Genomic DNA, 20,540 nt, shown 5'->3' on the forward strand with positions numbered 1-20,540 from the left:
GAGGCGGCCCGCATGAGGACGCTGCGAGTGGCCCGGTACTCCGTGCGGTACCGGCCCCGGGCGCTGGCCGCCTGTGGCGGGGCGCTGCTGGTGGCACTGGTCGCGGCGGTGTTCGCGCTCGGCCACGGCGACTACCCGCTCGCCCCCGGCGACGTGGTGCGCACGCTGCTCGGCGACGGCAGCCCCGCCGAGGACTTCATCGTCAACCAGCTGCGCCTGCCCCGGGTCGCCACCGCACTGCTGGTCGGCGCGGCGCTGGCACTGGCCGGCGCGCTGTTCCAGACGCTGGTGCGCAACCCGCTCGGCAGCCCCGACATCCTCGGCTTCACCCAGGGCGCGTCCACCGGCGCACTGGTGGTCGTGGTGGCGGGCGGCAGCAGCCGGGCGCTGGCCGGCGGGGCGGTGGCGGGCGGCCTGCTCACCGGCGCCGCGATCTACGCGCTGGCCCGGCGCGGCGGCCTCCAGGGCGCCCGGCTGGTGCTGGTCGGCATCGGCACCGCCGCGATCCTCACCGGCGTCAACGGCTACCTGCTGACCCGCGCCCAACTCATGGACGCCGCGCGCGCGGTGCTCTGGCTCACCGGCAGCCTCGACGGCCGCGGCTGGGACCAGGCCCGACCGCTGGCGATCGCCCTCGCGGTGCTGCTCCCGGTGGTGCTCATCGGCTGCGGTCCCGGGCTGCGCGCCCTCGAACTCGGCGACGACGCGGCCGCCGGCCTCGGGGTGCGCCCCGAACGCCTGCGCCTCGCGCTGCTCGGCGCGGCCGTCCTGCTCGCCGCCCTCGCCGCGGCCGCCGCCGGACCGGTCAACTTCGTCGCACTGACGGCCCCTCAACTCGCCCGCCGGCTCACCGGCGCCCCCGGCCCCAACCTGGCCGCCTCTGCCTGCACCGGCGCCGCCCTGCTGGTCACCGCCGACTTCGCCGCTCAGCACCTGTTCGCCGACCGCCAACTGCCGGTCGGCGTGGTGACCGGCGTCCTCGGCGGCGGCTACCTGCTCTGGCTGCTCGCCGGGCAGCGCCGGGCGGGCCGGTTGTGAACGGGTGCGGGAAAGCGCTTTCTCGGGGGCGGCGGGCAAGCGCTTTCCCGTTGCTGTCGGGAAGCGCTTTCCCACCTGCCGCTGTCCGTCCCCCACTACCCGCCCCCGTCCTGAACGGAGCCGCCCCATGGCCCAGCCCGAGTCCCGTCTCGCCGGTCGTGCGCTGACCCTCGCGTACGAGAAGCGCGTCATCGCGGAGGGCCTGAGCGTCGACATCCCCGACCGCTCGTTCACCGTGGTGGTCGGGCCGAACGCCTGCGGCAAGTCCACCCTGCTGCGGGCGCTGTCGCGGACGCTGAAGCCGACGGCGGGCCAGGTGCTGCTGGACGGGCAGTCGATCGCCACGCTGCCGGCCAAGCAGGTGGCGCGGACGCTCGGGCTGCTGCCGCAGTCGTCGGTCGCGCCGGACGGCATCACCGTGACCGAACTGGTCTCCCGCGGGCGGTACCCGCACCAGGGAGTGCTGCGCCAGTGGTCGGCGGAGGACGAGCGGGTGGTCGCGGAGGCGATGGCCGACACCGGGGTCGCGGACCTGGCGGAGCGGTCGGTGGACGAGCTGTCCGGCGGCCAGCGGCAGCGGGTGTGGATCGCCATGGCGCTGGCCCAGCAGACCCCGCTGCTGCTGCTCGACGAGCCCACCACCTACCTGGACATCGCGCACCAGATCGAGGTCCTCGACCTCTGCGCCCGGCTGCACCGCGAACAGGGCCGCACCCTGGTCGCCGTGCTGCACGACCTCAACCAGGCCGCCCGCTACGCCACCCACCTCATCGCTCTGCGCGACGGCCGACTGGTCGCCGCCGGACCCCCGCAGGACGTGGTCACCGCCGAGCTGGTCGAGGAGGTGTTCCGCCTGCCGTGCCGGGTGATCCCCGACCCGGAGACCGGCACCCCGCTGGTCGTCCCGGCCGCCAACCGCCGGGCAACCGCCGGGAATTGAGGGTCATCGGAGCAGCGCCGCCACGGACTCCACGGTGTCGGCCTCGGCGGCGCCCTTGTCCTCCCGGTAGCGCAGCACCCGGGCGAAGCGCAGCGTCACCCCGTCCGGGTAGCGGCTGGAGCGCTGGACGCCGTCGAAGGCGATCTCCACCACCAGCTCGGGCCGCACCACCACGCCCCACCGCTCCTCGCGGACCGCCAGCTCCCGCAGCCGCGCCGTCTGCCACTCCAGCAGGCTGTCGGTGAGGCCCTTGAACGTCTTGCCGAGCATCGCGAACGTCCCGTCCGGCCGCCGGGCCCCCAGGTGCAGGTTGGACAGCCGCCCGGTGCGGCGGCCGTGCCCCCATTCGGCGGCCAGCACCACCAGGTCGAGGGTGTGGACGGGCTTCACCTTCAGCCAGGACGAGCCGCGCCGGCCCGCGCTGTACGGCGCGTCCAGCGACTTCACCACCACCCCTTCGTGCCGGTGCTCGTCGGTCGCCGCACGGGTGAACTCGCGGGCCAGCCGCCGCTGTTCGGGATCGGACGGGTCGTCCACCCGAAGCTGCCGGACCCGGGCGGACTCCGGTGCCAGGGCGGCCAGTTCGGTGTGGCGTTCGGCGGCGGGGGCGTCCAGCAGATCCCGGTCGCCGGTCAGCAGCAGATCGAAGAAGACGGCGGACAGCGGGAGTTCGCCGGTTCCGCCGGTTCCGCCGGTCCCGCCGGTCCCGCCGGTCACGCCGGTCTCGGCGTGCGAGCCGACCCGGCCGGAGGTCTGCTGGAACGGTCGCGGCAGTCCTCGCTCGTCCAGGGCCAGCACCTCGCCGTCCAGCACCAGCCGCCGCTGCGGCAACTCCCGTACCCGCGCCACCACTTCCGGAAGTCGGTCGGTGATCTCGGCGAGCGTGCGGGTGTAGACGCGCACCTCGTCGCCGTTCCGGTGCACCTGGATGCGGATGCCGTCCAGCTTCTCCTCGACCACGCACGGGCCGAGCCGGTCCAGGGCCTCGTCCACGTCTTTCGCGCTCTGCGCCAGCATCGGCTGCACCGGGCGGCCGACGGTCAGCCGGTAGGCGTCCAGCGCGGCCGGGCCGCGGGTGATCAACTGTCCGGCCAGCGGGCCGAGTTCGCCCGACAGCATGAGTGCCCGCCGGACCGCGTCGGCCGGTGCGCCGACGGCTGCCGCCAGGCCCTCCACCGCCAACGCGTCCAACGCGCCCTGGCGCAGCTCGCCGGAGAGCAGGCCGAGCAGGAAGTGCTGCTCCTGCTCGGTGGCCAGTGCCATCAACTCGCCCACCTGGCGCTTGCGTTCATGCTGCGAACCGGGCCCGGCGAGGGCTGCGAGCGCGGACAGTCGGCGGTCCAGCTCCAGCACTCCGAGGGTCGCCCCGGCGGCGGGCGCGGGCCGCTCGCGCAGCGTCTGCCACCCCACCCCGACCTTCCGCTGCGGCAGCCGCCCGGCCAGGTACGCCACCACCACCGGCGCCTCCTCGGCCGAGACCCGTCCGAACAGCTCCGCCAGCACCCGCACCTTCTCGGACCGCGCCGCCGTCCCCGCCAGCCGCGCCGACGCCCCGGCCACCTCCGCCACCAGCATCCCGACCACCCTCCACCGCACCGGCCCCGTCCCCACCGTACGAGCCGGGACACGAGACCCGCCGCCCGAAAGGTGACCGTTCCGGGCGGTTCCGCCGGATACTGGCGGTATGCGCCTGAATGCGGAGAACCCTGAGTATCCCGAGGACGACGACGAGTCGACGCCGACCGTGTTGGAGGGTGTCGAGGAGGAGCGGGAGGCGGTGGAGCCGGAGGTGGACGACCTGGAGGTGTTGCGGCGGCAGCGCGAGCTGGGGGCGGCGCCGGCGGACGAGGGGGACGCGGTGGAGCAGATCCGGGAGGTCGGGGTGGGGGACGAGGACCACCGGGCGGACTGAGGTCAGATCGCCCGGCGGCGCTGGAGCCAGGCGAACGCGGCCCAGCCCGGCAGCAGCGGCAGGACGAACGTGAGCAGCCGGTACAGCAGCACCGCGGCGAGCGCGGTGCCCTTGTCCATGCCCCCGGTCATCACCAGCATTCCGGAGAGCAGCCCCTCCACCGCGCCGACCGCGCCCGGGGTCGGCGCGACGTTGCCGACCGCGTTGCCGGTCAGGAAGCTGACCGCGACCGCGTTGAACCCCGGGTACTGGCCGACCGCGCGGGTGCAGCAGTACAGGCTCAGCACGAAGCACATCGACACCAGCAGCTGCCCGGCCACGCCGAGGGCGAGCTTGCCGGGCTGCTGGGCCAGGTCGAGCAGGCGCGGCAGCACCTCGGCGCGCAGCGGCCGCAGCAGCGTCTGGGCGCGCCGCCGCAGCGAGGGCACCGCGGCCACCGACACCGCGACGACGGCCACGCCGATCGCGCCCAGCAGCAGCACCAGGCCGCTCGGGAAACTGGAGTTCTCGGCGCCCAGCGGCCCCTTGTCGGTGCCGACCAGCGCGGTGAACACGGCGAGCTGCAGCATGTGCAGCACCAGGCCGAACAGCTGGGTGGCGCCGATGCTGGACAGCGCCTGCGCGGTGGGGATGCCCGCGCACTGCAGGTACCGGGTGTTCAGGGCGAGGCCGCCGAGGCCGCCCGGGGAGACCAGCTTGACGAAGGAACCGGCGGTCTGGGCGGCCAGGGTGGCCCGGAACGACAGCTTCTCCGGGACGAAGCCGCTGAACGCGAAGGTGGCGACCGGGTAGCTGACCGCGGCGAAGAACGCCGCGGCGGCCAGCCACAGCGGGTCGGCATCGGCGACCAGCGTGACCGGGTTCTTGTCCATCCCGAACAGGAACTGGAGCAGCAGGAACGCGGCGGCGATCCCGGCGACCACGGTGAGGACGGTACGCGGGCGCAGCCGCTCCAGCCGGACGGGTTCGGTGGCGGCCTGCGGCATCTGCCGCTGCACCTCGGCGCGCAGCTCGCAGGCCAGCTTCTTGTGGCGGGCTAGCGCGGCGCGGGTGTCGCGGGCCAGCGCGATCGGCTGCAGCAGCGGCAGCGCCGCGCCGACCGGGCCCTGCCCGAGCACCTCGATCGCGGCCCGCACCGCCCGCTCGGGCCCGGCGTGGACGGCGAGGACGGCGAGCATCCCGGCGACGTCCAGCCGCAGCAGCAGGTCGCCGGCCGCGATCTCGCCGCGGGCCAGCCCGACCAGGTGGACCCGGCCCTCCGCGTCCAGCAGCACGGTCTGCGGGGAGAGCGAGCGGTGTGCGATCCGGCGGCGTTGCAGCAGCGCCAGCTGCTGCCAGGCGTCGCGGAGTTCCGCGTCGGTCGGCGTGATCTCGGGGACGCCGTCCGGCTCCGCCGAGTCGGTCGGCGGGGTGCATTCGGCGAAGAGCTCGGCGAACGGCCGGGCGTCGATCCGGTGGTAGGCGACCAGCGCGGCGTCCGGGCTCAGCTCGACGGCGGCGACGGGCGTCCGGGTGCGCGCGCCCGCGGCCGTGGCGGCGTGGCCCAGCAGGGTCTGGTGCTCCAGCCCGGCGCGCAGCGGGCGCAGGCCGAGCGGACGGGGCGCGGTGCGCAGCCGCAGCGCCAGCCACAGGTGGCCGAGCAGCCCGCTGGCCTGGACGTGCCGGTCGAGCAGGTGGACGTCCAGGTCGGGGCGGCCGTCGTGCTGGGTGACCAGGTAGCGGCTCGACCCGACCGCGAGCACCGCGTCGGGGCGCACCCCGCAGGCGGCCAGCGCGGCGCCGATCTGGCCCTCGGTGGGCGTGCCGACGGGCTCGCCGACGGCGTACCGGGTGGCGTGCGCGGTGGTCCAGCCGAGCAGCAGCGACAGCACCAGCGACAGCGGGGTGGCGTACCCGGTGATCAGCCCCGACAGGCCGGACAGCGTCAGGGTGACCGCCAGCGCACTGCGCCAGCGGCGCATGCCGGCCGTGCCGATCGCGGTCATGAACGCCACCACCGGCGCGAGGTGTCCGTACACCGGGTCGGTCCGGCCGGCGCCGCCGGGCAGCGCGTGGGTGAGCGTGGTCAGGTCGCCGGCCAGCAGGTCCAGGCCGAGCGAGAGGCCGTACGCGAGGACGGCGGCGAGGACGCCGTCGGCGACCCGGCGGCCGTCGGCGCGCAGAAGCCGGTCGACGGCGTAGCCCAGCGGCACCAGCAGCAGTGCGCCGCCGCAGAGCGCCGCCGCGAGCTGGACGGGCGGCCAGGGCAGCAGATCGGCGAAGCGCGACACGTCGGTGTCCAGGCCCAGCGCGGAGGAGCGGGCATAGCCCGCCAGCAGCAGCACCAGGGCGATCCAGCACAGTCCGGAGAGCAGGCGGATGAGGGCGGCCGGGTGTCGGACCCGGTCCGCGAGCCCGCTGCGCGGGGCGGATGGTGCGGTGCGCTGTTCCTTGGATTCGTCGGCTTGTATCACCGTGGCCACGCGGCATGGTCCCACACCGCGAGGGTCCTGAGCTGGCCTTTCGGTAAAGGGAGTTCGAGGCGTTGTCATGGATACGGGCTGATAATGGGCATATCGGGCCGATCGGGTCGGAGACGGCCGAGAAGGTCCGACGGAGGCCGAGGAAGGTTCCAGGAAGGTCTTGGGAAGGCCGAGGAAGGCCTGAGGAAGGCCGTGGAAGGGAGGTCGGCGATGACCAAGCGATCGACCGACACGACGAGCAGGCTCCGCAGGGGCAGCGAGCAGGTGCTGGAGCACCGCACCATGGAAACCGATCCGGCGCCCCTCGCGCCGCAGCTGCACACGGACACCGCGCGCGCCGCCGACACCGGCGGCTACCCCGGCGACGTCGAGTTCAGCCACGGCGGGCGCCGGACACCGGAGGCGGCCGGCCCGGCCGACGGGCCCGCCGCCCACACCGAACTGCCCGGCCACCGGCACCGCGGCGCGGAACGGCATTCGGAGCACTGAACCCCCGGCGGGGGTGAGAGAGTTGGCGCCGCAAGCTGCCACCCCCGCCGAAGGAGTCCCATGGCCGACGCCCCCGAGTTCGCCTCCCGCGAGGACTGGCTGAACTCCCTGCACCGCGTGTTCGCCGCCGCGGGCTGCCTGATCACCGACCCCGAGGGACGCGTCCTCGTCGTCAAGGCCGGCTACCGGGACAACTGGCAGTTCGTCGGCGGCACCGTCGACCTCGGCGAGAACGCGCAGCAGTGCGCCACCCGCGAGCTCCACGAGGAGACCGGGCTGCACCGCGAGGCGGGCGACCTGCTGGTCGTGGCCTGGACCCACCCCAGCGGCGAACTCGGCCATCCGGCCTGCCACTTCCTGTTCGACCTGGGCGTCTTCCCGGCCGAGACCCCGATCGTCCTGCCGGAGGGCGAGCTCGACGCGTACCGGTGGGCGACCGTCCCCGAGGCGCTGGCCCTGCTCGGACCGGCCCGGGCACTCCGCCTCGAAGCGGGACTCGCTGCGCGGGCGGACGGGCGGGCGCGGGTGGTGACGGCGCCGAACTCCGGCTTCTGACCCGAGCAGGTGGGCGGGAAGGCGCCCCGGCTTTCCCGCCCGCCTGCGTTTCGCGCTCCCCTTTCCCGCCCGCCTGCGTTTCGCGCCCCCCCAGGGCCGGACAGGCCCTAAACCTTGCGCCAGACGTACGCCGCCGAGACCGGTCGGCCGCGGTGGCGGGACCACTTGGGCTTGAGGGCGATCCACTCGTCGCCGACGGTCTGTTCGCGCATCTCGGCGAGTTGCCAGTTCGCGGCGAGGCCGGCGGTGAGGTGGTCGCTGACCAGGTGGACGTGGGTGGTGATGGCGACGGGGCCGTCGGGGCCGTCGTAGTGGGTGGGCATGCCGGCGGACATGATGAAGGCGGGGTGGAGGCCGACCAGGACGAAGAGGCCGCCGGGGCGGACCAGGCGGTGGGCCTCGCGGTAGAGCGGGGCGAGGTCGGCGAGGTGCTCGTCGACGAGGGAGCAGGCGGCGAGGTCGTACGCGGCGGTGGGCAGCCGGGTGGCGGCGAGGTCGGCCTCGGTGAGGCTGCGGTGGGCGCCGCGGTCGCGGGCGCGGTGCAGCATCTCGGGCGTGAGGTCGACGCCGTCGATCGCGCCGACGCCGCGGTCGCGCAGCCAGGCGCCGGTGCGGCCGGTGCCGCAGCCGAGGTCGACGGCGGTGCGGGCGTCGGGCCAGACGGGGACGGTGAGTCGGGCGAGGACGTCGACGTCCATCGCGTCCTGGACGGTCTGCTCGTAGCTGTCGACCCAGCCGGCGTAGCCGGTGCGGACGTCGACGGTCGGGTAGCCGCGGGTGTCGAACAGGGCGAAATCCACCATGCGGCGCAGTATGGTTCGCGCCCGGCGGGGGCGCGAACCATTTAACGGATCGTCAGTTCGCCCGGAGCAGCCGGGTTCGGACGGCGGCGACGTCCGCGGCGGGCAGCCACTGCGGGGCGTCGAATTCGGCGAGCACCGCGTGCAGCGCGCCCTCGGCGGTGGTGCCGGCGTCGGCGAGGACGCGGGCGATGCCGGCTTCCTCGTCGGGGCGGTCGAGGAGGGTCCACAGCGGGCGCAGGTTCGGCGCGGACTGCAGGTAGTCCTCGGTGATCGCGGCGGGTTCGACCTCGGCGAGGGCGAGCAGGACGAGCGCGGCCAGGCCGGTGCGGTCGCGGCCGGCGCCGCAGTGCACGACGATCGCGCCGTCCCGGGCGTGGGCGACGGCGGCGACCAGGCGGGAGACGGCGTCGCGGCAGTGGTCGAGGTAGGGGCGGAAGGACAGCGGGGTGCCGTCGAGGGCGCCGAAACGGGCCCACCAGTCGGGGCCGGCCAGCGCGTCCAGCGGGACGCGGACCAGGTCGACGGTGTCGGGGGTGGGCAGCAGCGGCCGGTACTCGACCTGGTCGCGCAGGTCGATGACGGTCCGCACGCCGTAGTGGAGCAGGGCGTTCTGGCCTTCGGCGGTGAGCCGGTCGAGGTTGTCGGCGCGGACGATCGCGCCGGTGCGGGTGCGCCGGCCGTCGCGGGTGGGCAGGCCGCCCAGGTCACGGACGTTCAGGCAGCCGTCCCAGTCGAGCTGTCGCTGCTCGTGCGACAGTGCTGTGCCGGACGCGGTGGCGGTCCCCGTCATGTGCTTCCCCCCGGAGGTGCTGCTCAGTGCCGGCGCGTTGCTGTGCCGGTACTGACTGGGACTCAGTCCGCTCCGTCGTGGTTCCCGGCGGGGAACTCCCAGAGCGGGCGGCCTAGGGTGTCGAGCACCCGGACCAGCCCGAAGCGCCGGTCGCGGGCGGACAGGAAGCCGCGGGCGGCGCCGGCCAGGACCTGCTGGGCGGCCGGGTCGTGGCGGCTCCACGCGCCGTGCAACTCAAGGACACCGTCGGCGAGTTCGGCGCGCTGGATGCGGGCGACGCCGGCGATCGCGAGGGCGTTGTTGACGCCGTCGAGGGCGGCGGGGAGCAGGTAGGGCCCGCGGTCGTCGGGGCGCAGCCGGCGGCGCAGTTCGGGCAGCGCGTAGCCGCGGACGGCGGCCACCGAGTCCTCGACGGCGACCAGCCAGCGCGGGCCGGGCGCGACCTCCCACCAGACCTCGCCGCCGACCGGCATCACCTCGCCGATCGGGGCGTGCCAACGTTCAAGACCGGTGAGCGTGTTGGCGTCCGGGCGGATGCTCCTCCGGTCCCACGCGGCCTTGTCGGTGACGGACAGGTTGACGGTGTAGCGCACCCGCCCGTCCGTGTGCGCCGCCTGGACGCCGAGCACCGCCCACCGGTCGTCGTCGGGCAGCGAGAACGAGTGCCGCCAGCCCCGGAAGCCGAGGGCGCGCAGGGCGGGCGCGAAGTGCTCGCGGATTCCCGTCGTGTACAGCTCCTGGGCGGTGCTCATGGCGTCTCCCGGTGTCTTTCGTGGCGGTGCGGCGGCGGGCGGGCGGCCGCCGCGCTCCGGATCGGGACGGAATGTCCCTCTTTTGCACGATATGTCCTGAGAGTGGGGTGCGACCGTGGGCGAACGACAGCGCCCGACGGGACGAAGGTCGGGCCGGTCCGGGTCCTTGGTCCCGAAGCTGACGGCCCGTCGGCCTGCACCGCCCGCGCACCCGGCGGCACCCGGCCCCACACGGGGCCGCCACCGCTCCGTCACCGCCCGTGCCGCGCCCCGCGGCTGGGCCGGGGCACCCGGATGGCGCATCATGTGGCGGGTGCACAGTGCTGAACATCACGGGGCGGACGACGGCGCCCGGCGCGGCCGTCCGGACGCACCGGACCGCCCGGCGGGCCGACGGGCCGATCTCGGCGCGGCCGTCCGGGCCGCCCAGGACGGTGACGAGGAGGCGTTCCGGGTCCTGTTCCGGGCCGTCCAGCCCGGGCTGCTGCGCTACCTGCGGGTGCTGGTCGGCGGCAGGGCCGAGGACGCCGAGGACATCGCGTCCGAGGCGTGGCTGCAGATCGCCCGTGACCTGCCGGGATTCCGCGGCGACGCGGACGGCTTCCGCGGCTGGGCCGTGACCGTCGCCCGGAACCGGGCGATGGACCACCTGCGCCGGGTGCGCCGCCGCCCGGTCGCCGACCTGCCGGTGGAGTACCTGGCCGAGCTGGCCGCCGCCGAGGACACCGCGGGCCAGGCGATGGCCACCGTCGCGACCTCCGACGCGCTCGCGCTGATCGCCTCGCTGCCGCCCGACCAGGCCGAGGCGGTGCTGCTGCGGGTGGTGCTCGGACTGGACGCGGAGAGCGCCGCGAAGGTGCTGGGCAAGCGGGCCGGCAGCGTCCGGATGGCCGCGCACCGGGGGCTGCGGCGGCTCGCCAGGACCCTTGACCAGACCGGGGGAGCGGCCGCCGGGGTACCCGGCCGGGCGGCCGGGAAAAAAACTTCCGCGCAAGGTGTGACACCGGCGCAGGTGCCGACGCTGAGGGATATGAGATGAGCACCAACCGATCCCGCCGGATCGATCGCACCACCGCGGAGCAGCTGCTCGGCGGTGCGACGGTCGACCCGGTGGCCGGTCAGGACCCCTCCGCCGGGCAGCAGCCCGCGCCGGGGCGGCCCGAGCTCGCCGCCCTGCTCGCCGCTGCCGCGGCGGCCGGGGCGACAGGCGACGGCCCGCTGCCCGGTGAAGAGGGAGCGATGGCCGCGTTCCGGCAGGCTCGTCGCCAGCCGGCCCCCAGTCAGCACCGGAGACGAAAGATGGCGGACACCGCGCTCGCGCGGGCCCTCAGCGCGAAGGCCATGGCCGTCGCGCTGGGCGTGACCGCCGTCGGCGGGGTCGCCGTCGCCGCCGGGACGGGCCGGCTGCCCGAGGTCCTGGGCGGTCCCGCCCCGGCCCCGCCGGCCGTCAAGGCCGCGCCCGCGTCGCCCTCGGGCACGCCCGACGCACCCGTGACGGGCGCCGCCCCGCCGAGCCGCACCGCGAAGCCGTCCACCGCCGCCACCCGTCCGGGCGGGGCGTCCGGCCGGCCCTCCGACCCGCCGTCCACCCAGCCCGGGCAGCCGCCCGACCTGGCCGCGCTGTGCCGCGGTTTCGCGGCGCGAGTCTCGGCCGGCGTCAAGCCGAAGGAGGCCGCCGCCGATTCGGCGCTGGCCGACCTGCTGCGGGCGGCCGGCGCCCCGGAGCGGGTGACCGGGTACTGCGCGCAGCTCACCCGCGGCGACGCCCAGAGCGGCGGCCAGAACGGCGACGGCGACGGCCGAGGCCGTCCGCAGGCCGGGCCGTCCGCGTCCAGCAGCGCCTCGCCGTCGGCGTCCTGGCCGGGGCGGCCGGGGCGCGGCAACCAGCAGTCCAGGGGCGGGGGCGACGACCAGGACTGACACCGACTCCGGTCGGGCGGTGGGCACTCCCCCCGGGTCCACCGCCCGACCGGCCCCGACTCCGGGACGGTCGACGGGTTCCCCTGTGCCCGCCGGCCGGCCCGGACCGACCTCCGGACGGGCGCACGGCTCCCCCGGGCCCTGCCCGTCCGGACACTGCTCCGGTCGGCCCATGGACTCCCCCGGGTCCGCGGCCGTCCGGAACCGCTCCGGACGGACGGCTGAACTCCCCCGGGTCCACCGTCCGTCCGGGGCCCACCCCGGCGTCCTGCCCGAAGACCTCTGGAGTCCCCGGTGACCGACCTGACGCACCGCCAGGCGAGCTGGCGATGAGCTTCCCGCGTACCTCGCCGCGCGTCGAACGCGCCGCCCGACGGGCCCAGCAAGGCTCGCCGGGGACCGTCCGCGCCCTGCTGTCCGCGGCGCTGGCGGCCCTGCTCGCCGCCCTGCTGGTGCAGCGCCCGTAGGGGGCCGGTGCCGCGCCCGCTATGGTTCACGGGTGCCCGACCGAGGTGAGGGGAGTATCCGATGATCGGACGCGCGATGAACGGGCGTTACGAGCTCGGCGAGATACTCGGCGTCGGCGGAATGGCCACCGTCTACCGGGCCCTCGACCACCAGTTGGGCCGCCCGGTCGCGGTGAAGGTGCTCAACGGCGGCCTCGCCGACGACCCCCGGTTCGCCGAGCGGTTCGCCCGCGAGGCCCGGCTGGCCGCCCTGCTGTCGCACCCGCGGATCGTCACGGTCTTCGACTCCGGCCTCGACCAGGGCTCCCCGTACCTGGTGATGGAGCTGGTGCACGGCGACACCCTGGGCCGGCTGATCGCCGACCAGGGCACCCTGCCGGTGGAGCGCGCCGTCGGCATCGCCGCCGCCGTCCTGGACGCGCTGTCCGCCGCGCACGCCCAGGGCCTGGTGCACCGCGACATCAAGCCCGGCAACATCATGATCACCCACGACGGCGGGGTGAAGGTGGTGGACTTCGGCATCGCCCGGGTCGGCTCCTCCTCCGGCCAGCAGCTCACCCAGGCCGCCTCGGTGGTCGGCACCGCCGCCTACCTCTCCCCGGAACAGGCCACCGCCGGGGAGGTCGACGCCCGCGCCGACCTGTACGCCGTCGGCTGCGTGCTGTTCGAAATGCTCACCGGCGCACCGCCGTTCACCGCCGACACCCCCGTCGCGATCGCCTTCAAGCACGTCACCGAGTACCCGGTGCCGCCCGCCGCCGTCCGCCCGGACGTGCCGCCCGCGCTGGACGCCGCGATCATGCGCCTGCTCGCCAAGCACGCTGCCGAGCGCCCCGCCGACGCGAACGCCGCCGCCGCCGAACTGCTCGCCGCCGTCCCGGCCGCCCCCGCCGACCGCACCGCCGTGCTGCTCGCCGCCGCCACCCAGGTGCTGCCGCCCGTCCCCGCGACCATGGCGCCGCCGCCCCCGCAGCAGCCGCCCTGGACCGAGCAGCACCGCACCTCGGTGCTCCCGCCGATGCCGATGCCGATGCCCGCCCGTCGGCAGGACGAGGAGCCCGCGCCCCGGCGCGGCCGCAACCCGCTGGTGTACGCGGGCGTCGGCGCCGCGGTGTTCGCCTGCGTGGCCGGCATCGCGGCGTTCTCGCTCAGCGGCGGCGGCAACGACCCCGCCACGAACGCCCAGCCGGCGGCCGGCGCGCCGTCCGTCACGAGCAGCGGCAGCGCCCCCGCCGCCTCCCCGTCCCCCAGCGCCTCGGCCCGCCCCAGCTCCTCGCCGAAGCCGTCCGCCACCCCGAAGACCACCGTGGTCGCCCAGCTCGCCCAACTGCGCGCCGACATCGCCCAGACCGCCTTCACCCGCGAGGGCGACCGCCAGGACGCCCTGACCAGCCTCCTCGACCAGGCCGCCCAGGACGTCAACGACCACCGCGCCGACGACGCCGAGGGCGCCCTCAAGGACGCCCAGCGGCTGCTCCGCGACCTCCAGAAGCGCAAGGCCGTCGACCCTCCCACGCTGGGCAACTGGACGAACCGCCTGAACGCCGCGCTCGCCGCCGTGCACGCACAGGCCCAGCGGGACTAGCCCCCGCCGCGGGCCCGGCTGATCGTCCGGGTCCTCACCTGGCGGCTCAGCGCCGTCACACCCGTGGTCAGGAACACCACGGTGTACAGCACTTGGATCATCACCACGACCCGGGCCACCTGTCCGGACGGGTGGATGTCGCCGTAGCCGACGGTCGCCATGGTGATCACCGTGAAGTACAGCGCGTCGACCTTGGTGGTCAGGCCGACCAGTTCGCCCGGCTGCTTGGCCATCCCCAGGTACGCCGCAGAGAACACCACCAGCGCCCCGGACAGCAGCGTCAGGATCACCGGGACGGGCCGCCCCGGGTGGCCCAGCATCTGTCGCCGGGCCTCGCGCAGCAGGCCCGCCCCGACCAGTGTGAGGAGGGCGACGAAGGTCAGCCAGCTGACCAGCGGGTGGTGCGGCCCGAACCAGTCCAGCGGCACCACGAAGTAGGCCGTCAGCAGCAGCACCGGCCCGCCCAGCAGCGCGAGGTACATCCGGGCCAGTTCCTTCATGCCGGGTCGGCCTTCCCGTCACCGGAGGCGTCCGACGGTCCGTCGGCGATTCCCGACGGCTCGGCGGGCGGGGTGTCGAGGAACTCCAGCACCGCGAGGACGGCCAGCAGCACCACCGCGATCCAGAGCACCACCACCGCCGTCGGGTAGCCCCAGGTGAGCAGCACGATCGCGGCCACCACCACCGCGCCCCAGCCCAGCCAGGCCTTCCGCCGGTGCACGAAGCGGCCGACCGGGCCCAGCCGCATCCCGATCCGTTCGGCGGCCCGCCGGACCGCGCCCAGGCCCGCCTGCCACAGCTGCCGCACCCAGCCGGCCCGCCGCCCGGACCCGGTCAGCCAGGCGGCCAGCGCGATCACGATGCCCAGCGCCAGCAGCATCCGGACCGCAGCCCGCAGGTAGCGCACCAGGGTGTCGTAGATCGCCGCCGCGGCGGCCTGGTCGACGTCGGTGGGCAGCCTGTCCAGGTAGAGCGCCCGGAACACGGTCAGCCCGATGCCCAGCAGGCCCGCCGCGACGGCCATCGCGAGCGCCGTGGTGACGGTGGCCCGGCGGTGGCGCACGGCCAGCAGGATGCCGCCGACGGCGCAGAGCACCGCCAGCACCGGCACCCAGAACCCGGCCAGGTCGAGCAGCCGCAGCCCGGTCTGCGCCTTCTTCACCGTGTCCGACTGCACCAGGACGAAGTCGGTGTGCACCTCGGGGATCTTCGCCGCCAGCCCCACCCCGTTGGCCACCAGCCGGTCCTTCACCTGGGCGATCACCGGCGCCAGGTCCAGGCTGACGGTGTCGCCCTTGACCTGCACCGCGCCGCCGCCCTGCCCGGTCAGCACGTTGGTGAACGCGGCGTGCGCGTTGCGCAGGATGCCCTCCCAGATGCCCGCGAACGCGTCCGACTGGACGACGTTCAGCACCTGGCTGTGGACGAAGCCGCTCAGTCCGTCGGTCAGCGCCGGCCCGATCCTGCCGAGCGCCGCGTTCAGGGCCGGCCGGTCGGTCGGGGCGACCTCGTTCAGCAGGTCGGAGATCGGCAGCTGCTGCATGATCGCGTCCGTCGCCCGGTTGGCGACCGCGCCCTGCACGGCCGGGTCGGACGCCAGCGGCGCCATCGTCGACACGAACCGACCGGTGTCGGTGACCTGCGCCCGGCTCCAGGAGGCGACCACGGCCAACGGGGTGAGCACCGCGGCCAGCACGATCAGCACGGCGGCGAAGAACGACCGGACCCGATGGTGCCGGCGGGCCGGCTCCTGGGACTCCAGGTCGGCGACCCGGGCGCGCAGCGCCTCGAGTTCACGGTCGTCCGGGGATTCCGCCGTCATCGTTACCGTCCAGGTGAGCCGCCGTCAGGTGACTACCAGCAGATACCAGGACGGGGCGGCCAGCCACTCGGGTGCGACGACGGAGCCCCGGACCGCGACGGGGCGGTCCGGGGCTCCGGAAGACCTGCGACGACGGCCCGGGGGCCGACGGGGTGTCAGGCCGTGGTCGACTTCGGCGTCTCGGTGGCCTTGGTGACCACGGTCGGCTCGACGGCCTGACGGGGCTGCTCGGCCTGCGAGGCGGCGGTGCCGTTCTGCGCCTCGGCGGCGGGGGCGTCGTCCTCGCGCAGGGCCTTGGTCTCGGCCTTCAGGATGCGCATCGACTTGCCGAGGCCGCGGGCCATCTCGGGCAGCTTCTTCGAGCCGAACAGCAGGACCAGCACCACCACCATGATGGCGATGTGCCAGGGCTCAAGACCGTTACGGAACATCCCTGACCACCGGTCCTTTCGTGGAAGTTCTCGCTGTGACGTCTGGGCCGGGCGGGAAGCCCGACCCGGCCAGTATGCCTGGCCTTGTCGGCGAACGTATACACCCGTCGGCAAACAGCGGCCGAAATGCAGGTGATACGAGTCATGTGGTCTGTACCACCTGGGAGTTCTTTCCGGCGGGCTGCTGCACGGGGCGCAGGTGGCGCATCAGCAGGTGGGCGGCGAGGGCGGCGCCGAGCATCACCACGACTCCGACGACCGCGGCCAGGTGCATTCCGGCGGTGAAGGCGTCGCGGGCGGTGGAGAGCAGCTGCTCGGCGGTGTCGGCGGGCAGGTGGGCCGCGGTGGTGACGGCCCCGCCGAGGGTGTCGCGGGCAGCGTCGGGGGCGGAGCCGTCCATCCGGGACCGGTACACCGCGGCGCCGGCCGCGCCGAGCACCGCGATGCCGAGCGAGCTGCCGAGTTCCTGGGCGGTCTCGGAGGTGGCCCCGGCGGCGCCGGCCCGTTCGGCGGGGGCGGCGGAGAGCACCATCTCGCCGGTGATGGAGACGGTGCCGACCGCGCCGGCGGCGATGATCCCGGCGGCGGTGAGCGGCAGGGCCAGCGAGGAGCCGGGGGTGACGAAGGCCATCGCGGCGAAGCCGGCGGCACTGGCCAGGAACCCGGCGGTGAGCAGGACCGCGGGCCGCACCCGGCCGGCCAGCGCGCCGAACCCGCCGACCGCCGCGCCGACGCCGACGCTGGGCAGCAGCGCCCAGAGCGAGGCGGCGAGCGGCCCGTAGCCCTTGACCAGCTGCAGGTACTGCGAGGTGAAGAGGGTGAAGCCCATCATGGCGAACATCGCGATGGTGTTGACGGTGATCGCTCCGCTGTAGGTGCGGATCCGGAACAGCGACAGGTCGATCAGCGGGTGCGCGGCGGTGCGCAGCCGGACGGCGAGGCCGGCGCCGACCAGCAGGCCGGCGACCAGGACCAGCACGGGGCGGGTGCTCCAGCCGTCCACCGCGAGGGTCTTGATGCCGTAGACCACGGGCAGCACGGTGGCGACGGACAGGGCGGCGCCGAGCAGGTCGAAGCGGCCCCGCTGCGGGGCGCGGTACTCGGGCAGCAGGACCGGCGCGGCGGCCATCACCAGCAGCATCACGGGGACGGCGATCAGGAAGGCCGAGCCCCACCAGAAGTGCTCCAGCAGCACGCCGCCGATCACCGGTCCGAGGGTGGCGCCGGCCATCATGACGCCGCTCCACGCGCCGATCGCGGCCTGCCGCTGCTTGGGGTCGGGAAACATGTTGCGCACCAGGGCCAGGGTGGAGGGCCCGAAGACCGCTCCGGCGACGCCCAGCAGGGCCCGGGCGGCGATCAGCTGGTTCGCCCCGTCCGCCCAGGCGGCCACCAGCGAGGCCGCGGCGAAGGCGGCGGTGCCGCCGATCAGCAGCCGGCGCCGGCCGATCCGGTCGCCCAGCGCGCCCATCGGGATCAGCAGCCCGGCCAGCAGGAACGAGTACATGTCCATGATCCACAGCTGCTGGGTGCCGCTGGGTCGCAGGTCGGTGGCGATGAACGGGACGGCGAAGAACAGCACGCCCATGTCCGTGGCGAGGACGAGGGTCGGCAGCAGGAGGAGGGCGAGGCCCAGCCATTCGCGTCGGCCGGCGCGGCCGTGGTCGGTGGTCATGCCGAGGACTGTACGGACGTCTTGCACGGCTGTCTAGTACAAGCGTCTCAATCAAATGTTCCAGACGTTCGAGCAAGACAACTGTCTTGGACTGCCGTAGCATCGGCGCATGGGAAATCGCGAGGACCTGCTGGCCAGCGCCAAGCACTGCCTGTACGAGAAGGGCTACGGGCGCACCACCGCCCGGGACATCGCCAGCGGGGCGGGCGTCAGCCTGGCCGCGATCGGCTACCACTACGGCTCCAAGGACGCGCTGCTGATCCAGGCGCTGGTGGAGGCGATGGGGGAGTGGGGCGCCGCGGTCGGCACGGCGCTGGCCTCCTCGGCGGACATCGCCGACCCGAAGGAGCGGTTCGTCCGCTCCTGGGACGCCATGCGGGACAGCTTCGCCACGCACCGGGGGCTGTGGACGGTGCAGTTCGAGATCCTCGGGCAGCTGGAGAGCCTGCCGAGGCTGCGTGAGCAACTGGCCGAGGCGCAGAAGCTGGGCCGGCTCGGCCTGGCCGCGCTGTTCCAGGGGAAGGCCGAGCACGAGGACACCCCCGACGAGCTCGCCAAGGGCGTGTTCTACCAGTCGTTGCTGCTCGGCCAGGCCGCGCACTGGCTGATCGACCCGGACGGGGTGCCCGGCGGCGAGGACTACCTGCGGGCGATGTCGCTGGTGTCCGGCGAGGTGCTCGGCCGGCCCTGAGGGCCGGTCAGGCGGTGACGGCGGTGAGCAGCACCACCGCGTCGGTGTGGGCGAGCAGGCCGTGCCGCTCCTGCGGGATCGAGTGCAGCTCGCCCGCCGACGCGTCCTGCTGCCGGCCGGCCACGGTCAGCGCGACCCGGCCGCGCAGCACCTGGAGGCTGGCCGCGACCGGGGCGTTGTGCTCGTCCAGCGCCGCGCCGGCGCGCAGCGCGATCACGGTCTGCCGCAGCACGCCGTCGTGCAGCAGCAGGTGTGCGCTGCGGCCGTGCGGGCTGGCGGCGGCCTTGGCGGCGTGCTCCTCGGCCAGCGCGTTCAGGTCGATCCGGGCCGGCTGCTCGGTCATCGCGTTCTCCTCCGTCTCTCCCCGCGGCCCCCGGGCCCGACCCTAGGCAGGCTTCCGGAGTGTCGCGCGCTGGGCCACGCGCAGGGGTCAACGCGGGGTCCGTTCGGCGTGCGGGGCCCGGGGAGCGGCCCGATGGTGGACCCATGGCGACCAATCAGAAATTCATCGGCGGTTTCCAGGTGAACCGCGGCATGCTCACCGTCGGCGTGGCCCTCACCGGGCTCGGCGCCGTCGTCGGACTGACCGGGACGGCCCTGGTCTGCGTCGCCCTGGCGAACGCGGGCCGGGGCTGGTTCCAGCAGTTGGAGACCCACCCGGCCGCGCTCGCGCAGCGCACCATGCACCAGGCGAAGGCCGCGTCGGCGGCCGGACTGGAGGCCTGGCGCAGCAGCGCGAACTGATCGCGGACGACGACGGAGGCGGGCGCCCGGTCCGGGCGCCCGCCTCCGCGACGTGGTGGGTGCGCCTACAGCCCGAGCGACTTGGCGATGATGGTGCGCATGACCTCGCTGGTGCCGCCGTAGATCCGGAACACCCGGTTGTCGGTGTAGAGGCGGGCGATCGGGTACTCCAGGATGTAGCCGTAGCCGCCGTGCAGCTGGAGGCACTTGTCGATCACCTCGGAGGCCGACTCGGTGCAGAACAGCTTGGCCGCGGCGGCGTCCGCCACCGTCAGCTCGCCGTTCTGGTAGAGCTCCAGCGCCTGGTCGACCATGGCCTGCTGGGCGAGCACCTGGGCCTGGCAGTCGGCCAGCGAGAACTTGGTGTTCTGGAACTCGGCGACGGCCTTGCCGAACACCTTGCGGTCCTTGACGTACTGCACCGCGAACTGCACCGCCGCGGCCGCCGAGGCGTACGCGCCGACCGCGATCGCCAGGCGCTCCTGCACCAGGTTGTGGGTCAGGTAGGAGAACGCCTTCCCCTCCTCGCCGAGCAGGTTCTCCACCGGGACCTTCACATCGGTGAAGGACAGCTCGGCGGTGTCCGAGGTGCGCAGGCCGATCTTCTGCAGCTTGCGGCCGACCGCGTAGCCCTCGGAGGCGGTGTCCACGCACAGGATGGACAGGCCGGCCCGGCGGTCCGCCGGGTCGTGGGGGGCGGTGCGGCAGACCACCAGGACCAGGTCGGCCAGCACGCCGCCGGTGATGAAGGTCTTGGCGCCGTTGAGCACGTAGTGGGTGCCGTCGGCGGACAGCTTCGCGGTGGTGGCGATGCCGGCCAGGTCGGAGCCCGCGCCCGGCTCGGTCATCGCGATCGCGGTCATGATGTCACCCGAGACGAAGCCCGGCAGCCAGCGCTGCTTCTGCTCCTCGGTGGCGTACTCCATCAGGTACGGCAGCACCAGGCCGGTGTGCACGCCGGAGGAGCCGAAGGTGACGCCCGCGCGGGCGGTCTCCTCGTAGATCACGGCCTGGTACTTGAAGCCGGTCTCGCCCGCGCCGCCGTACTCCTCGGGGACCTCGATGCCGTGGACACCGAGCTCGCCCAGCTTGCGGTAGAAGTCCCGCGGCGGGTGGCCGGCCTCCTCCCAGCTCTCGTAGGCCGGGACGACCTCGTTCGCGATGAAGTCCCGGATGGTCTCCCGGAACGCCTCGTGGTCCTCGTTGTAGACGGTGCGGCGCACGGTGCGCTCCCTTCGGCGGCGGCTGGTCGCGCAGTCAAGTTAATCGCCGGTAGCTTGTGGTGTCCAGGGTCGGCGGCGGCCCGGACCTACCGCAAGTAATGCCGGGCGCGGGTGGTCTCCCTGCAAACTGGTCCGAATGTCGTACCGGTGTGGGCCGCCTGTTTCGCCGTGCCCGTAAATGGCCGGGGATTTCCGCGGGTTGGCGGGATCGTCGGTGATCACCCGTGCGCCGGGCCAAAGT

22 protein-coding genes are annotated in these 20,540 nt (G+C 74.5%); 11 read left to right on the top strand and 11 right to left on the bottom strand.

Annotated features, from left to right (window positions below):
• Nucleotides 1-12 precede the first annotated feature (12 nt).
• Both ACI1MP_RS21215 and ACI1MP_RS21220 read left to right on the top strand, forming a co-directional pair.
• Complete coding sequence (locus tag ACI1MP_RS21215; RefSeq protein WP_404869248.1) at nucleotides 13-1,038, top strand: FecCD family ABC transporter permease; 1,026 nt, start codon at nucleotides 13-15, stop codon at nucleotides 1,036-1,038.
• A gap of 127 nt (nucleotides 1,039-1,165) precedes the next feature.
• Nucleotides 1,166-1,978 carry an ABC transporter ATP-binding protein gene (locus ACI1MP_RS21220; RefSeq protein WP_404869249.1) on the top strand — a complete coding sequence of 271 codons (813 nt, stop codon included), beginning with the start codon at nucleotides 1,166-1,168 and terminating at the stop codon, nucleotides 1,976-1,978.
• A 3-nt stretch (nucleotides 1,979-1,981) separates the two neighbouring features.
• Here ACI1MP_RS21220 and ACI1MP_RS21225 read toward each other — a convergent pair whose 3' ends face one another.
• Nucleotides 1,982-3,553: an ATP-dependent DNA ligase gene (locus ACI1MP_RS21225; protein WP_404869250.1), complete on the bottom strand. Its 1,572-nt coding sequence runs from the start codon at nucleotides 3,551-3,553 to the stop codon at nucleotides 1,982-1,984.
• 109 nt (nucleotides 3,554-3,662) lie between these two features.
• Here ACI1MP_RS21225 and ACI1MP_RS21230 point away from each other — a divergent pair, with 109 nt between their 5' ends.
• Nucleotides 3,663-3,890 (top strand): hypothetical protein, encoded by a 228-nt coding sequence (locus ACI1MP_RS21230; RefSeq protein WP_100588235.1) that lies wholly within the window; start codon nucleotides 3,663-3,665, stop codon nucleotides 3,888-3,890.
• Between the two features lie 2 nt (nucleotides 3,891-3,892).
• Here the strand turns inward: ACI1MP_RS21230 and ACI1MP_RS21235 are convergent, their stop codons facing one another.
• Complete coding sequence (locus ACI1MP_RS21235; protein ID WP_404869251.1) at nucleotides 3,893-6,352, bottom strand: lysylphosphatidylglycerol synthase domain-containing protein; 2,460 nt, start codon at nucleotides 6,350-6,352, stop codon at nucleotides 3,893-3,895.
• 210 nt (nucleotides 6,353-6,562) lie between these two features.
• On the opposite strand from ACI1MP_RS21235, the gene ACI1MP_RS21240 reads away from it, so the two are divergent.
• Both ACI1MP_RS21240 and ACI1MP_RS21245 read left to right on the top strand, forming a co-directional pair.
• Complete coding sequence (locus tag ACI1MP_RS21240) at nucleotides 6,563-6,841, top strand: hypothetical protein (RefSeq protein WP_380335812.1); 279 nt, start codon at nucleotides 6,563-6,565, stop codon at nucleotides 6,839-6,841.
• Nucleotides 6,842-6,901: 60 nt separating this feature from the next.
• Nucleotides 6,902-7,396 (top strand): NUDIX hydrolase, encoded by a 495-nt coding sequence (locus ACI1MP_RS21245; protein WP_100588238.1) that lies wholly within the window; start codon nucleotides 6,902-6,904, stop codon nucleotides 7,394-7,396.
• 107 nt (nucleotides 7,397-7,503) lie between these two features.
• Here ACI1MP_RS21245 and ACI1MP_RS21250 read toward each other — a convergent pair whose 3' ends face one another.
• From ACI1MP_RS21250 to ACI1MP_RS21260, 3 genes are all read right to left on the bottom strand, one after another.
• Nucleotides 7,504-8,199 carry a class I SAM-dependent DNA methyltransferase gene (locus ACI1MP_RS21250; RefSeq protein WP_404869252.1) on the bottom strand — a complete coding sequence of 232 codons (696 nt, stop codon included), beginning with the start codon at nucleotides 8,197-8,199 and terminating at the stop codon, nucleotides 7,504-7,506.
• 52 nt (nucleotides 8,200-8,251) lie between these two features.
• Nucleotides 8,252-8,989 (bottom strand): tyrosine-protein phosphatase, encoded by a 738-nt coding sequence (locus ACI1MP_RS21255; RefSeq protein ID WP_404869253.1) that lies wholly within the window; start codon nucleotides 8,987-8,989, stop codon nucleotides 8,252-8,254.
• Nucleotides 8,990-9,051: 62 nt separating this feature from the next.
• A complete protein-coding gene (locus ACI1MP_RS21260; RefSeq protein WP_404869254.1) occupies nucleotides 9,052-9,741 on the bottom strand; it encodes a DUF4304 domain-containing protein in 690 nt (229 codons plus the stop codon).
• 304 nt (nucleotides 9,742-10,045) lie between these two features.
• Between ACI1MP_RS21260 and ACI1MP_RS21265 the strand changes: the two genes are divergently transcribed.
• The 4 genes from ACI1MP_RS21265 to ACI1MP_RS21280 all read left to right on the top strand — a co-directional run bounded on the left by ACI1MP_RS21265 (nucleotide 10,046) and on the right by ACI1MP_RS21280 (nucleotide 13,713).
• Nucleotides 10,046-10,780 carry an RNA polymerase sigma factor gene (locus ACI1MP_RS21265; protein WP_404869255.1) on the top strand — a complete coding sequence of 245 codons (735 nt, stop codon included), beginning with the start codon at nucleotides 10,046-10,048 and terminating at the stop codon, nucleotides 10,778-10,780.
• Complete coding sequence (locus ACI1MP_RS21270) at nucleotides 10,777-11,661, top strand: hypothetical protein (RefSeq protein WP_380335830.1); 885 nt, start codon at nucleotides 10,777-10,779, stop codon at nucleotides 11,659-11,661. The genes ACI1MP_RS21265 and ACI1MP_RS21270 overlap by 4 nt, the downstream gene beginning before the upstream one ends.
• A gap of 329 nt (nucleotides 11,662-11,990) precedes the next feature.
• The gene (locus tag ACI1MP_RS21275; protein WP_380335833.1) at nucleotides 11,991-12,128 is read left to right on the top strand and encodes a hypothetical protein; all 138 of its coding nucleotides are present in this window, start codon (nucleotides 11,991-11,993) and stop codon (nucleotides 12,126-12,128) included.
• A 61-nt stretch (nucleotides 12,129-12,189) separates the two neighbouring features.
• Nucleotides 12,190-13,713 (top strand): protein kinase domain-containing protein, encoded by a 1,524-nt coding sequence (locus ACI1MP_RS21280; protein WP_404869256.1) that lies wholly within the window; start codon nucleotides 12,190-12,192, stop codon nucleotides 13,711-13,713.
• Here the strand turns inward: ACI1MP_RS21280 and ACI1MP_RS21285 are convergent.
• The 4 genes from ACI1MP_RS21285 to ACI1MP_RS21300 all read right to left on the bottom strand — a co-directional run bounded on the left by ACI1MP_RS21285 (nucleotide 13,710) and on the right by ACI1MP_RS21300 (nucleotide 17,641).
• Complete coding sequence (locus tag ACI1MP_RS21285; RefSeq protein ID WP_387996272.1) at nucleotides 13,710-14,213, bottom strand: potassium channel family protein; 504 nt, start codon at nucleotides 14,211-14,213, stop codon at nucleotides 13,710-13,712. The genes ACI1MP_RS21280 and ACI1MP_RS21285 overlap by 4 nt on opposite strands.
• Complete coding sequence (locus ACI1MP_RS21290) at nucleotides 14,210-15,535, bottom strand: hypothetical protein (RefSeq protein WP_404869257.1); 1,326 nt, start codon at nucleotides 15,533-15,535, stop codon at nucleotides 14,210-14,212. Before ACI1MP_RS21290 ends, ACI1MP_RS21285 begins: the two co-directional genes overlap by 4 nt.
• A gap of 155 nt (nucleotides 15,536-15,690) precedes the next feature.
• The gene (gene tatA, locus ACI1MP_RS21295) at nucleotides 15,691-15,966 is read right to left on the bottom strand and encodes a Sec-independent protein translocase subunit TatA (RefSeq protein WP_043914968.1); all 276 of its coding nucleotides are present in this window, start codon (nucleotides 15,964-15,966) and stop codon (nucleotides 15,691-15,693) included.
• A gap of 142 nt (nucleotides 15,967-16,108) precedes the next feature.
• The gene (locus tag ACI1MP_RS21300) at nucleotides 16,109-17,641 is read right to left on the bottom strand and encodes an MFS transporter (protein ID WP_404869258.1); all 1,533 of its coding nucleotides are present in this window, start codon (nucleotides 17,639-17,641) and stop codon (nucleotides 16,109-16,111) included.
• Nucleotides 17,642-17,750: 109 nt separating this feature from the next.
• Between ACI1MP_RS21300 and ACI1MP_RS21305 the strand changes: the two genes are divergently transcribed.
• The gene (locus ACI1MP_RS21305; protein ID WP_100588247.1) at nucleotides 17,751-18,332 is read left to right on the top strand and encodes a TetR/AcrR family transcriptional regulator; all 582 of its coding nucleotides are present in this window, start codon (nucleotides 17,751-17,753) and stop codon (nucleotides 18,330-18,332) included.
• A gap of 7 nt (nucleotides 18,333-18,339) precedes the next feature.
• Here ACI1MP_RS21305 and ACI1MP_RS21310 read toward each other — a convergent pair whose 3' ends face one another.
• Nucleotides 18,340-18,675, bottom strand: coding sequence for a cupin (locus tag ACI1MP_RS21310; protein WP_100588248.1), 336 nt, complete (start codon nucleotides 18,673-18,675; stop codon nucleotides 18,340-18,342).
• 143 nt (nucleotides 18,676-18,818) lie between these two features.
• Here ACI1MP_RS21310 and ACI1MP_RS21315 point away from each other — a divergent pair, with 143 nt between their 5' ends.
• Nucleotides 18,819-19,076, top strand: coding sequence for a hypothetical protein (locus ACI1MP_RS21315; protein ID WP_100588249.1), 258 nt, complete (start codon nucleotides 18,819-18,821; stop codon nucleotides 19,074-19,076).
• A gap of 65 nt (nucleotides 19,077-19,141) precedes the next feature.
• Here ACI1MP_RS21315 and ACI1MP_RS21320 read toward each other — a convergent pair whose 3' ends face one another.
• Entirely contained in the window at nucleotides 19,142-20,299 is a 1,158-nt protein-coding gene (locus ACI1MP_RS21320; RefSeq protein WP_380335851.1) for an acyl-CoA dehydrogenase family protein, read from the bottom strand.
• Between the last annotated feature and the right edge of the window lie 241 nt (nucleotides 20,300-20,540).

The organism is Kitasatospora griseola, from assembly GCF_044999035.1.
Classification (GTDB): domain Bacteria; phylum Actinomycetota; class Actinomycetes; order Streptomycetales; family Streptomycetaceae; genus Kitasatospora; species Kitasatospora griseola.